Origin of the sequence: Salinicoccus luteus DSM 17002, assembly GCF_000712035.1 — a bacterium.
Classification (GTDB): domain Bacteria; phylum Bacillota; class Bacilli; order Staphylococcales; family Salinicoccaceae; genus Salinicoccus; species Salinicoccus luteus.
In genome coordinates this window covers 1-12,781 of sequence record NZ_JONV01000008.1, presented here as the reverse complement: position 1 = coordinate 12,781, position 12,781 = coordinate 1, and the positions used below count along the sequence as shown (strand labels likewise).

The 12,781-nt window shown below is 47.0% G+C and carries 12 protein-coding genes and 2 rRNA genes; 2 read left to right on the top strand and 12 right to left on the bottom strand.

Features of this window, described 5'->3' with window-relative positions; genetic code table 11:
• Positions 1-26 precede the first annotated feature (26 nt).
• Positions 27-1,727, top strand: a complete 1,701-nt coding sequence (locus BO53_RS0104840) for a M3 family oligoendopeptidase (RefSeq protein ID WP_031546067.1) — start codon at positions 27-29, stop codon at positions 1,725-1,727.
• Positions 1,728-1,779: 52 nt separating this feature from the next.
• On the opposite strand, the gene BO53_RS0104835 is transcribed toward BO53_RS0104840, so the two are convergent.
• The 6 genes from BO53_RS0104835 to BO53_RS0104810 all read right to left on the bottom strand — a co-directional run bounded on the left by BO53_RS0104835 (position 1,780) and on the right by BO53_RS0104810 (position 7,426).
• Positions 1,780-3,048, bottom strand: a complete 1,269-nt coding sequence (locus tag BO53_RS0104835; RefSeq protein ID WP_031546064.1) for an LPXTG cell wall anchor domain-containing protein — start codon at positions 3,046-3,048, stop codon at positions 1,780-1,782.
• A gap of 213 nt (positions 3,049-3,261) precedes the next feature.
• A complete protein-coding gene (locus BO53_RS0104830; protein ID WP_031546061.1) occupies positions 3,262-4,098 on the bottom strand; it encodes a MurR/RpiR family transcriptional regulator in 837 nt (278 codons plus the stop codon).
• A 114-nt stretch (positions 4,099-4,212) separates the two neighbouring features.
• Entirely contained in the window at positions 4,213-5,679 is a 1,467-nt protein-coding gene (locus tag BO53_RS0104825; RefSeq protein WP_031546059.1) for a glycoside hydrolase family 32 protein, read from the bottom strand.
• 13 nt (positions 5,680-5,692) lie between these two features.
• Positions 5,693-6,454, bottom strand: coding sequence for a twin-arginine translocase subunit TatC (gene tatC / locus BO53_RS0104820; protein WP_031546057.1), 762 nt, complete (start codon positions 6,452-6,454; stop codon positions 5,693-5,695).
• A gap of 65 nt (positions 6,455-6,519) precedes the next feature.
• Positions 6,520-6,753, bottom strand: a complete 234-nt coding sequence (locus BO53_RS0104815; protein WP_084184939.1) for a twin-arginine translocase TatA/TatE family subunit — start codon at positions 6,751-6,753, stop codon at positions 6,520-6,522.
• A 40-nt stretch (positions 6,754-6,793) separates the two neighbouring features.
• Positions 6,794-7,426 carry a redox-sensing transcriptional repressor Rex gene (locus tag BO53_RS0104810; RefSeq protein WP_031546053.1) on the bottom strand — a complete coding sequence of 211 codons (633 nt, stop codon included), beginning with the start codon at positions 7,424-7,426 and terminating at the stop codon, positions 6,794-6,796.
• A gap of 137 nt (positions 7,427-7,563) precedes the next feature.
• On the opposite strand from BO53_RS0104810, the gene BO53_RS0104805 reads away from it, so the two are divergent.
• Positions 7,564-9,477, top strand: a complete 1,914-nt coding sequence (locus tag BO53_RS0104805; RefSeq protein WP_031546051.1) for an ABC transporter ATP-binding protein — start codon at positions 7,564-7,566, stop codon at positions 9,475-9,477.
• Between the two features lie 294 nt (positions 9,478-9,771).
• Here BO53_RS0104805 and tsaD read toward each other — a convergent pair whose 3' ends face one another.
• The 6 genes from tsaD to BO53_RS0104775 all read right to left on the bottom strand — a co-directional run.
• Positions 9,772-10,794 (bottom strand): tRNA (adenosine(37)-N6)-threonylcarbamoyltransferase complex transferase subunit TsaD, encoded by a 1,023-nt coding sequence (tsaD, locus tag BO53_RS0104800; RefSeq protein ID WP_031546048.1) that lies wholly within the window; start codon positions 10,792-10,794, stop codon positions 9,772-9,774.
• Positions 10,787-11,212 carry a ribosomal protein S18-alanine N-acetyltransferase gene (rimI, locus tag BO53_RS0104795; protein WP_051683016.1) on the bottom strand — a complete coding sequence of 142 codons (426 nt, stop codon included), beginning with the start codon at positions 11,210-11,212 and terminating at the stop codon, positions 10,787-10,789. The genes tsaD and rimI overlap by 8 nt, the downstream gene beginning before the upstream one ends.
• Before the next feature lie 5 nt (positions 11,213-11,217).
• Entirely contained in the window at positions 11,218-11,874 is a 657-nt protein-coding gene (gene tsaB, locus BO53_RS0104790) for a tRNA (adenosine(37)-N6)-threonylcarbamoyltransferase complex dimerization subunit type 1 TsaB (RefSeq protein WP_031546045.1), read from the bottom strand.
• On the bottom strand, positions 11,855-12,322 hold the full coding sequence (tsaE, locus tag BO53_RS0104785; RefSeq protein ID WP_031546043.1) for a tRNA (adenosine(37)-N6)-threonylcarbamoyltransferase complex ATPase subunit type 1 TsaE: 468 nt from the start codon (positions 12,320-12,322) through the stop codon (positions 11,855-11,857). Before tsaE ends, tsaB begins: the two co-directional genes overlap by 20 nt.
• A 107-nt stretch (positions 12,323-12,429) precedes the next feature.
• A 5S ribosomal RNA gene (rrf, locus tag BO53_RS0104780) occupies positions 12,430-12,544 on the bottom strand.
• A gap of 80 nt (positions 12,545-12,624) precedes the next feature.
• Positions 12,625-12,781, bottom strand: a 23S ribosomal RNA gene (locus tag BO53_RS0104775); the annotation flags it as partial.

Here is a 12,781-nt window from a genome sequence, read left to right as displayed (position 1 = left end):
CTGTATAAACATTTAGGGGGATGCATATGGCACTTACTTTTAAAGACTATCAATATGAAAGACCCGACCTCGAGAAGATCTCTTCCGAGGTCGATGACCTGCTCAACACATTCAAGACAAAGACATCTGCTGAGGAACAGGGCAGTGTCATTGATGAACTGAACAAGCATTTCAATCATCTGTCCACGATGAGCACCCTTGCCTACATACGGGCATCGATCGATACAAAAGACGAGTTCTATGACGGAGAAAGGGATTTCTTCGACGAATATGGGCCTGTAATACAGGAGATCGACCATAAATACTATCAGGCACTATCTTCGAGCCCATACAAGGATGCACTTGCAGAGCGGTATGGAAAGCAGCTGTTCGCCCTTGCAGACAACGCCATCAGGGGCTTCGATCCGAAAGTGAAGACGCTGCTCCAGAAGGAGAACAGACTCGATTCCGAATACTCCAAACTGCTGGCTTCTGCTGAGATCGAATTCGATGGAAAGGTGCTCAACCTCTCGGAATTCGGTCCCTACGCGCAGCATACGGACCGCTCCATGAGAAAAGGGGCCACTGAAGCGGTGCAGGGCTTCATGGGGGAGCACCTTGAGAAGATAGACCGGATATTCGATGACCTGGTCAAGACCCGGCATCAGATTGCGCTTGAGCTCGGCTATAAGGATTTCGTCGAACTCGGCTACATCCGCATGAACCGCATCGATTATGATCGGGAGATGGTTGAGAATTTCAGGCGCCAGGTGGCGGAGCATGTCGTGCCGCTTGTCACAGAGCTCAAGGAAAGGCAGCGCAGAAGAATCGGTCTTTCCGAATTGAAGTCGTACGATGAATCCTTCGACTTTGTGACCGGAAATGCAGCGCCAAAAGGCGGGCCTGAAGAAATCCTCAAAAATGGAGAGAAGATGTACAGGGAACTATCTCCAGAAACGGATGAATTCTATACGTTCATGAGGGAACGTGACCTGTTTGATGTCGAAGCGAAGAAAGGCAAGGAAGGTGGCGGATACTGCACATTCATTCCTGAATATGAGTCACCGTTCATCTTCTCGAATTTCAACGGCACCCTGGATGATGTCACAGTACTCACGCATGAAGCGGGCCATGCATTCCAGAGCTATATGTCCCGGGGATTCGAAGTGCCGGAATATCAGTTCCCGACGCTCGAAGCCGCTGAGATCCATTCCATGAGCATGGAGTATTTTACCTATCCCTGGATGGAGCTCTTCTTCAAGGAAGACACGGACAAGTTCAAATTCACCCATATGGCGGACAATATATCCTTCCTGCCTTATGGCGTCGCCATCGATGAGTTCCAGCATATCGTTTATGAAAATCCATTCCTGACACCTGAAGAGAGGCGCCAGGAATGGAAGAAGCTTGAAGACAAATATCTGCCCCACCGGGATTATGATGGCATCGAGCCACTTTCCAGCGGATCATTCTGGCACCGTCAGGGCCATGTCTTCGGTGTACCATTCTATTACATCGACTACACACTCGCCCAGGTTTGTGCGCTGCAGTTCTGGAAGCGTGCGAATGAAGACTTCGAGGCAGCCTGGTCGGACTATGTCCAACTGTGCAAATTGGGTGGCTCCCTGCCATTCAATGCATTGGCACGGTCTGCCAACCTTACCTCTCCATTTGAAGACGGATGCCTCGAATCCGTTGTCGGTGAAGTCAAAGACTACCTGAACTCAATAGATGACAAAGCTCTATAAAAACATACTAATCGTAAGAAAAATCCCCATTCACTTGAATGGGGATTTCCTGTTATTTGCATTTATGATTATTCGGCCTTCTTGTAATGAAGAGCAGTATGGCACCTGCAATCAGGAGCGTCGTACCGTATAGGAAAGTATAATCGGCTTCGCCTGTATCAGGCAATGATTCCCGATCTGTTGAAGCCATCACACCCTCTTCATTCTTGATTTCATCTTCAATTTCCAAGATATCCGCGTCATCCACTTCATCTTCAGGTATGATTTTGGACGACATCAGACGGTTGACCCTTTTGTCGAGCAGGTTCAGCTGTTCATCAGAGGTGCCTGGGCTCAATGAAATGCCTTCCAGAATATTGCCATGGTCATAACGGTAGTAATTCTGCCTGTTCACACTTTGAACTTCTGAAGTTTCCTTCTCTGCCTCTTCCGAAAGTGGCTGCTCATCCGAATAGGTTTCAGCTCCACTTTCCTCGTTTCCATAATCTGTGGCTTCGTCATATTCGATTGCCGGCTCTTCTGTGGAAGGTTCGGCAGATGATTCGTCGGTGACTTCCTCTTCCATCGGCTCATCCGACGGGACTTCAACTGTCGGTTCAGATGTTTCCTCTCCAGTCGGCGCCTCGACCGTAGGTTGTTCGGTCGACTCCTCGAGTGTCTCTTCCCCAGTTGGCTCTTCCACCGGTTCAGATGATGTCTCCTCTTCCGGCTCTGTTGGCAGCTCTTCGGTTGAAGTTTCGGATGTTACTTCTTCAGTCGGCTCATCAACCGCCGATTGTTGGATTGACTCTTCAGAGGTTACTTCCTCTGTCTGCTCTGCCACCGGCTCAGATGATATCCCTTCTTCCGGTTGTGTTGCAGGTGCTTCTTCTGTAGAAGCTTCTTCCGTCACTTCTTCGGAAGGCGGTTCAGGTGTCTCTTCAGTGGTCTCCAGAGCAGATTGTCCGGCAGGCTCCTCCAGGGGCTCGAGTGTCTCGTCTTCTTCCTCAACCGGAACATCATCCTGGCTCTCATGGGCAGGTGCCGTTTCATCGGCTTCTGTCTGCATATTGTACTCTGTGATGGCCTCCTGCTGTACTTCCTGTTCTGGTGCATTCTCCGGCGATGATTCGACCAGCAGGTCCTGTTCTGCCGCTTCTTCTGCAGTCTCTTCTGAACTTTCTTCAGTGGATACCGCTTCTTCGATTAATTCCGTACTCTCTTCCGTACTTGGAACTGTTTCTGTTTCATCAGCTTTTATTGTTGTGTTCATATTATATGTGAATATTGTTGATGCGATCAAAAGGGATGCGACACTTGATTTCATCAGTTTTTCTCTCAAAATAATTCCCCCATCAGGCTTTGCCACCAATTTACGAATATCATCATTATATTGGAATGGGGAGACGGTATCCACCAAATTTCCATCTTGTTACATAACCTTAATATAGCAGGAAAATTTGGAATGAATATTTCAGTAGTATTTCAATAAGATATCTTTTATTGAGAAGCCTTTACTATGTAAAAACCCCTTTCATAGTGAAAGGGGTTTGGATCAGTGGGTAATGTCATATGTCTTGATGATCGTATCATAGGCAGAGGCGCCAAGCTCCCGGCAGATATAGAAGAATAGTACATCACAGATGACAAGCTGGGCGATGCGGCTCGTCATGTTCATGTATTGGATATTCGTCTCTTCTTCAGTAATTTCTATTGCGATATCCGCGTTCCTCTTTGCGATGGAGGCATGGTTCTGTGTCAGGATGACCGTTTTGACCCCGAGCTTCTTCGCCAGCTTCACTACTTCCACAATCTCCTTCGTCTTGCCGGACAGAGTGATGAGGAAGAGCACATCATTTTCCGTCGCGTTGGACAGCCGTGTCATGCACAGGTATTTGTCGGCGGTGAAGAAGGCGTTTATATTGACCCTATGTAACTTCTGTTCGAGTTCATTTCCAACGTTCGCCGAATCCCCCACTCCGAATATGAAAGTATTGTCCGATTTGGCAAAAAGATGTGCCGCCTCCTTCATTGCTTTCCGATTGACGATCTTTTCCGTGTTGTAGAGTGCTTGGATGGTGTTTTTGAATACTTTGTCAAAAATATCCTTATGCGTATCCTGTTCAAGGTCGATGACTCTGGATATATTCTCCTTTTCCAGTGTATGGAGCTCTTTTGCAAGCTCCACCTTCAATTCCTTGATGCCTGCAAGGCCGATTCTCTTGGAGAACCTGACGATTGCCGCATCACTGGTATTGCTGTTTCTCGCGATGTCCTTGACCGGCATGTTGATCACTTTCGTGGGATTGTCCAGCATGAAGTTTGCAATGCGCTGCTCCACTGGTGTCATATATTCAAAACGTTTACGAATCTGGCTCAATACCGAAAACATGTCTTCCCTCTCCTCTCACCCTAACCGTGTGTAGATTAATAATAACAAAATAATCAATCAATTATAAGCAGAATTGAAATAAAATTATGTTTAAATACTGAAATTAAGTTTGCTCTACTTCTTTTCGATTACAGGATTGGATGATAGCTGTTTCAGACTATACCTGGTCATCTTGACATGGCAGCTGCCGATCTCCGTGGATACCTCCATGCCCGTTGCCTTTTCTGAAGGAAAGATGCGTGCCGTCATTGCCGCCTCCCCATCATTGGCAAAAACTTCGATGCTTGAGGCATCGACGAATATGTGCAATTTGGAGAGCGGGGAATCAAGCATCACCTTCCGTTCTGTTCCGTCTACATTTTCAGGCATTTCACCACTGAAGGCCGTATCAAGAATGAGCGTCCGGGTGGCGGTATCATAGATAAGGCTTGTCTGTTCCCGCCTGCTCACCCTCAGGTCGATATGAATACGGGTCGCATCGTTCTCGAGCATTTCCAGGACAAGCTCATAGCTGTCTCCATAGAAATCCCTCATCTTTTTTGGTCGATGATCGAAGTATCCCTCGGCGGTCATTTCCGATTCCCTCAGGTTTTTGAGGGCCGCAGCCGGTTTCTGCCTCAGTTTCCCCCATTCAATCGAGAGTTCACGGGGCAGAGTCAGACAGTGCGACCATGCACCATCGGTCGGATAGCCGGTTTCCTTCATGCCCATCCATCCGAGCATCAGGCGTGTGCCGTTGCCGTTGAGGGTTGTCTGGGGCGCATAGAAATCGAATCCATGATCAAGTTCATGAAAAGGCCCGTGGTCCATCGTCAATGAGTCATAATCCATTTCCCCAATGATATATCCCGACTGGTAGATGTTCCAATAGCTGTTCCTGTACCTGTCGAGGCCCTGGGGACAGAACATGAGCACATGGTGACCATCCAGTTCAAAATGATCCGGGGCTTCCCACATGAAGCCGAACTGGTCGAGTTGTGTTGTCAATTCCCCCCTGTACTCAAACGCATCCGGTGCATTTCCGGCAAAGACGAGAACACGGCCATAGTCTTCTGATGTCGCTGCCCCGAGCATCATGAAATATCCACCATCTCCACGCCAGACTTTGGGATTCTTCATCAGCCATCCATATTCGGCTGGTGCGCCCTTTATGATTGGCACAGTCCCTTCGGGGTGGAAGCCATCCAATTTCATCTTAAGGGAGGTGTACTGCTGGAACACTGCATTTGACCGCACTTCCGTATGATAGAGGTGGATATCCCCTTCCCTTACAAAAGCGGAGCCCGAATAGGCTCCGTCCGACAGCATCTTCACTATTCCCCTGTTTTCAAAAGAGACGAGGTCATCCGAAGTCACATGATACAAACATTTCGTCTTTTTGTCTTCAAATGGTGACCATTGATAGAGGATATGATAAGTGCCTTCGTGATAAACGAAGCCAGCAATGGAGTTCATACTGCCGACAATAGGCTGCAAATGATATTTCTGCCTCCACTGGTCTTCCTCGATTCGTTCATTCAATGCTTCGCTGCCTTTTTCATCCAATGCTTTAAATGCTTCAGTGTTCGAATCGAATGTCACTCTGAATACCTCCCTAGTCGGAATCCAAAGATTCTTCTATTGCCTTCTGTTCTGCCTTCAAGTGCCTGCGGTAGCCGATTTTGGAAATGTAGATGCTGACTTCGTAAAGGATGATCATTGGTATAGTCAGCATGATATGCGTCATCAGGTCCGGTGGTGCAATCAGTGCCGCGATGACCAGCAGGATGAAGTAGGCATACTTCCTGTTCTTCCTGAGGAACATCGGCGTCAGCAGCCCAAGCTGTGTAAGGAACAGCACCAGGATCGGCATCTGGAAGATTGCACCGAATGGCAGGACTGTCCTGAACAGGAACCCGAAGTACTGATTGATACCTATGGTCGTCTCGATTCCCATCTCTTCCGAAAGGTCGAAAGTGAACTGGATGATGTAGGGAACAAGAACAAAGTAGCCAAAGGCCATCCCGATCAGCATGAGGACCATGACAATTGGGATATAGCTCAATGTTAATTTCCTTTCATTACCATACAGCCCCGGCGCCACGAAGGCCCAAAGCTGGTACATGATGACCGGCAGGACCACCACAAGGCCGATTATGACGATTACAAGCAGGTAGATCTTCAGCGGGTCCGTGACCTGGAACGCGTGCATCTGGATGGATTCCGCCCATGGTGCATTCTGCATCTGGTATATCAGGGGCTTGGACAGGAAAAATCCTACGATCAGTGCCCCAACAAAGAAATACATGACAATCAGCAGACGCTTTCTCAATTCTTCCAAGTGCTCGGTAAACTCTCTTTTTTCCGAGTCTGCCATCTTACTTTTCACCTCTTTAAAATCTTTAAAAAAAGGTGGCTTTCGCCACCTCCAATTCTCTATGCTTATACTCTAGTTTCTTCAGCTTTTTCGACTTCAACTGCTTCTATCTGCTTCGGCTGTTTTTTCTTTTCTTCTTCTTCTTCGTCGTCATCGTCTGTAGCAAGACCTTTTGTTGCATCTTTAAATTCCTTTAAAGTGGAGCCCATTGCACGTCCAAATTGAGGAAGCTTCTTGGGTCCGAATATGATCAATGCTACAACAGCAATTACAATCATACTTGTCGGTCCTACTGCCATAAGCGTCACCGGCATTAACAGTTCGAGCATAATACCCCTCCTAAATATGTTTCATATAAAAGAATAGCGCCTGCAATTCAACACTCAAATCTATATTGTGTACATAGATTCCATCAGCTACGTCCAATCTGATTGGTGTAAAGTTCAGTATACCTTTAATACCCGCATCAACAAGCCGTTCAGCCATGTCCTGGCTGACCTCTGCCGGCAAGGTAAGTATCGCAACGTCTATGTTATGTCTACTGACCATATCCTCAAGTTCATCTGGATGATATACTAATGTATTATTGATGGATGTTCCAACAATTTCATCATTGCTGTCGAAGGCAGCAACTATGTTCATTCTATCATTTATGTTACTGAATTTGTAGTTTAATAATGCGCTGCCCAGATTACCTGCACCAATGATCGCCACGTTCCTTACTTCGTTCCCCTGGATATGTTCCATGAAGAAGTTCAGAAGGCTTTTGACGTTGTATCCATAACCTTTTCTACCAAGTTCACCAAAATAGGAGAAGTCTCGCCTTATAGTGGCAGAATCAATATCCAATGCTTCACTGATTTCTCTGGAGGATACTCTGTCCACACTGGATTTTTCAGCATTCTTAAAAAATCTATAGTATAAAGGGAGACGTTTCATAGTTGCATTTGGGATTTTCTTTTTACTGTTCAAATGTCCCACACCTCGTTTATTACACTCTGTTGGTACATTATAGCATATCTCAATTTTCATGGTGTAGTCAATGTCATTTAATTTCATCGTTTTTTTAATTTATTTATTGTAGACTTGAAGAAAGTGAGGTAATCAATATGATAGTAATGCAATTGGGAAATGTAAAGAAATCATTCGGTACGGATATGATTTTTGAAAATATAAATCTGGAGATAAAAAAAGGGGAAACCGTCGGCATTGTTGGAAAAAACGGTGCCGGAAAGACGACGCTCATGAAAATAATGGCGGGAGAACTCGGGCTTGATGAAGGTCAGGTCACTACGCCTAAAGGCATCTCCATCGGCTACCTGACCCAGCAGATGACTCTGGAATCCTCCCAGACCGTCCGGGATGAAATGATGCGCCCCTTCTCCCACCTGCTCAATCTCCAGGAGGAGATGCAGAAAGTGACCACCTGGCTCGCGGAACATGATTATGATAATCCTGCCTACAGCGATCAGGTGGACCGGTACGATACCCTGCAGAATTCATTCGAGTCCCAGGGGGGCTATACAATCGATGCCCAGATCAAGACGGTCACAACCGGACTCAATTTCACAATCGATGACCTCGACCGCAATGTCGATGAATTCTCCGGTGGACAGAAAACCCGCCTTGCCCTCGGACAGATGCTCCTGTCGAAACCAGACCTCCTCCTTCTTGACGAACCGACCAACCACCTGGACATGGACACCGTGGCATGGCTCGAACAGTATCTGAATAGTTTCACAGGTGCAATCGCAATCATCAGCCACGACCGGTACTTCCTGGACCGGACGGTCGACAAAATCTTTGAAGTGGAGATGTACAGGGGCACACTCTACCACTCAAACTATACGAGATACGTCCAGGAAAAAGAGAAGAACTACAGCCTTCGGATGAAAGCCTATGAACATCAGCAGAAGGAGATCAAGCAGCTTGAAACATTCGTCGAGAAGAATATAGCGCGGGCCTCGACAAGCAACATGGCAAAAAGCCGCCGCAAGAAGCTTGAGCAGATGGACCGGATGGATACACCGCAGATCGACAGAAAAAGTGCACGCTTCTCCTTTGATATAAAAAGGGAGAGTGGAAACGATGTCCTCCGGATCAATAAACTCGCCATCGGCTATGAGGAGACGCTGAACAGCGGCATCACATTGAATGTCGACAAGGGGGATCGCCTGGCGGTCATCGGGCCAAACGGCATAGGAAAATCGACACTCGTCAAAACCATTGCGAAGAAGTTGCCACGGCATGCCGGAGAAGTCATCTATGGTACAAATGTCTCCATCGGATACTATGATCAGAAACAGGCCGAATTCACTTCTACCAGAAATGTCCTGGAAGAACTGTGGCATGAGTATCCGAACATGAACGAAAGCGATGTCCGCAAAGTGCTCGGACGCTTCCTGTTCACCCAGGATGAAGTGATGAAGAGTGTCAATGATCTGAGCGGTGGTGAGAAGGCGCGTATCCAGCTTGCGAAACTGATGCTCGAAAAGAATAACCTTCTCATCCTCGATGAGCCGACCAACCACCTGGACATAGACAGCAAGGAAGTCCTGGAAGAGGCGCTTCAGAATTTCCCGGGGACCATTTTGTTCGTCTCCCACGACCGCTACTTCATCGATCGCATCGCCACAAAAATCGTGGAAATGGACCTGCAGCATCTCAAGACCTACAACGGCGACTACAGCTACTATCGCCACAAGAAGGAAGAACAGGCCTCCCTCGATATCAAAGTGGAGAAGCAGGAGGATAAAGGACACAATGGCACGGATTATGAACAGCAGAAGCAGAAAAGGAATGAGATGCAGAAACTGAAGCGCAGTGCGAGCAGAATGGAAGAACAAATACAGGCATTAGAGGACGAAATTGCAGAGACTGAGGCGACACTTGCCGACCCTGAGGTATACGAAGATTACGAAAAAGCATCAGAATTCAATCAGCAGTTGAATGTGCAGAGGGAACAGCTCGACACGCTGATGATGGAGTGGGCCGCATTGGAAGAAAAGCTGGAAGAGATATGATCATATTGCGAACACAGGTTCCATTCATGTCCATTTCCCCCTGAATGGATTTAACCACACTTTTATTCACAGCAGGAAGTGCACAGCCGTGCATAATTCAGCCCTTAATCCACAGTCATTAAAACTTATGCACATAGTTATACACAATTATATCCCCAGTCTCCCCGGCGATTGAGCAGTCTTTTTCATTTCTATCAACAAGTTATCCACAGTCTGTTTAAAACAGACGTTCCGTATTGACAAATGGTCAGCACCTAAAAGAGCCATGTCCCCATTTTTTGAGGACATGGCTCTTTACATGCTGTATTCTTCTATATCGATGAAATTCCTTCCATTCAGGTCCAGTCTGCCGAAGGCGTTTTTGTTGTAAAGATGGTAGGCCGCCGCACCGATCATGGCTGCGTTATCCGTGCAGTACTTCAACTGGGGGATGCTGAGCTTTATTCCCTGCTCCTGACAGAGCATTTCAAAGCGCGCCCTCAGTCCGCTGTTTGCGGCTACACCCCCGGCAATGATGAGGTTCTCCACACCGTAGTTCTCCACAGCCAGCATCGTTTTTTTAGTCAGTACATCAACAACGCTCTCCTGGAAGCTCCTTGCCACATCCGCCTTGTCTATTGTGAGGTCCTTCTGCCTATGGTTGTGCAGTGTATTGATCACTGAAGACTTCAATCCACTGAAACTGAAATCATAGCTTCCCGGTTCAAGATAGGGCCTTGGGAAATTGAAAGTGTCTTCCCCCTCCCTGCTCAGACGGTCGATATGGGGGCCGCCGGGATAAGGGAGACCGATGACTCTGGCCACCTTGTCATAAGCCTCACCCACTGCATCGTCTCTTGTCTCTCCGATGACTTCAAATGACATATGATTCTTCATATAGATCAATTCCGTATGCCCTCCGGAAACAATGAGAGAGATGAGCGGAAATTCAAGATCCTCCTCCAGTTGGTTTGCATAGATATGTCCCGCAATATGATGGACTGGAATCAAGGGTAGATCATGGGCAAAGCTGAATGCCTTCGCAGCATTAATGCCGACCAGCAGTGCGCCAATCAGACCCGGTCCCTCAGTCACTGCCACAGCTGAAAGGTCTTCTGGAACGAGTTCTGCTTCTTCCAGCGCCTCCTCTATCACCACCGTAATGGTTTCAACATGATGTCTTGAAGCGACTTCTGGGACGACACCTCCGAAACGCTTATGGCTTTCGATCTGACTGACCACAACATTGGACAGTATTTCGTTGCCGTTCCTGACGATACTGCATGCTGTTTCATCACAGCTCGTCTCAATGCTCAGTATGATCACTTCTTCATTCATTCAAGCTCACCCACATGACATGTGCATCCTTTCCCGGTCCATAATAGTCCTTGCGTATTCCTCCATAGAGGAAACCTTCCTTTTCATACAGCTTCATGGCTCTATGATTATCTATGCTCACTTCCAATGAGAGTATATCTGCAGATTGGCCAGCATACTCCTTCGCATGCTGAAGAAGCCGACGGCCATAGCCATTGCCCTGTTCTTCTTTTGCCACAGCGATGGTCGTAATCTGGCTCTGATCGATGACGAGCCATACACCACAGTAGCCTACTATTTTATCTTCTTTTTCAATGACAAAATAGTACGCGAACTTATTGGCTGTCAGTTCCCTTAAAAACGACTCGATGTTCCATGACGTATTCGGAAATGAGGCTGATTCGATTTCATATACAGCTTCCAGGTCATCGATCTCCATTTTTCTTATGACTGTTTGCGCTCCATCCAATTTTTTTCAGCCTCCGATATTTTTAAGTACTCAGGCACCATCTGATGAACATCTTCACGGCGTAATATTGACTCGAACTTTTCGACGGTGCTGATGCGTGGCGTGGCATGGGTGTATGTACCCAGGTTTCCACTGAATTTTTCCAGGGCATCCGCCAATATGATACCCCCATCGTATTTTTTCAGCTGTGAAAGTACTGTATCGAGTGACATATACCCTGCTTCCATCACTTCTTCAAACGATTTGTCATTCAGTCGGTAGATGGATGTATAGACATTACCCCTTCTGCCATCGAACATCGGTGTCATGATACCATCCCTGCCTGTTGAAGCAGCAATGACAGCCAGGGACGAAACAGAATAAAGGTCTATATCCAATGCCTGGGCCAGTGTCTTGGCAACTGTGACGCCAATCCGGACACCCGTGTAGGAGCCAGGCCCCCGTGCCACGATGATCCGGTCGACATCTCCGCGCTTGTAGCCTGTCATTTCAAAAAGCTCATTGATATATACCATCAATGTAGCAGAATGTGTCTTCTTCACAGTCGTATTTATTTCTGCCAGGCAATATCCATCCCTGTTCATAGCGACCGATAATGGCCTGTTGGAAGTGTCAATCAGAAGGGAAATCATTTTCAAGTGCCTCCAGTATTGTAGTGTATGTGGTGCCCTTTGCAGAAAATCTGAAGCGCCTTTTCTCTTCATCAAGTGTTTCTATCTCAATGGATAGATATTCTTGTGGTAGAAATTCTTCTATATATATCGGCCATTCCACAATAGATATATCATCTTCGTTAAAATATTCATCGAAGCCAAGATCTTCATCACTATCTTCAAGACGATAACAGTCCATATGATGGACAGTACATTTTCCGGTATAGCTTTTAATGATATTGAAGGTGGGCGAGCTCATTCTGCGTTTGACGCCAAGAGCCCGTCCCAGGAATTGGGTGAATGTCGTCTTGCCGGCGCCAAGGTCTCCAGAAAGGAGAATGATAGTTCCCGGCCCTATATTCTTTTCCAAAACACTCGCTAATTTCTCAGTCTCGGACAGGCCGGTGACTTCAATACTGTATTCCATGATCCAACCACCCTCACTAGATTATACTGTCATTATACAAAAAAAGAGACCTGTAAAGGTCTCAATGCGGCTCATCGCATCCATAATTTAATTATGTAAGTAATACTGCCCGGCGGCGTCCTACTCTCACGGGACGTCAGTCCAACTACCATCGGCGCTGGAGAGCTTAACTGCTGTGTTCGGCATGGGAACAGGTGGGGCCTCTCCGCCATTGCCACCGGACAATATAAGGTTGAATGATATACATTCAAAACCGGATAGAAACAATGCGTTGCGCAGAAAACCAACACGGTTTTCATTAATTGAATAAGTCATCGATCGATTAGTATTCGTCCGCTGAATGTGTCGCCACACTTACACGCCGAACCTATCCACCTCATCATCTCTGAGGGATCTAATGGGGAAATCTCATCTTGAGGGGGGCTTCATGCTTAGATGCTTTCAGCACTTATCCCGGCC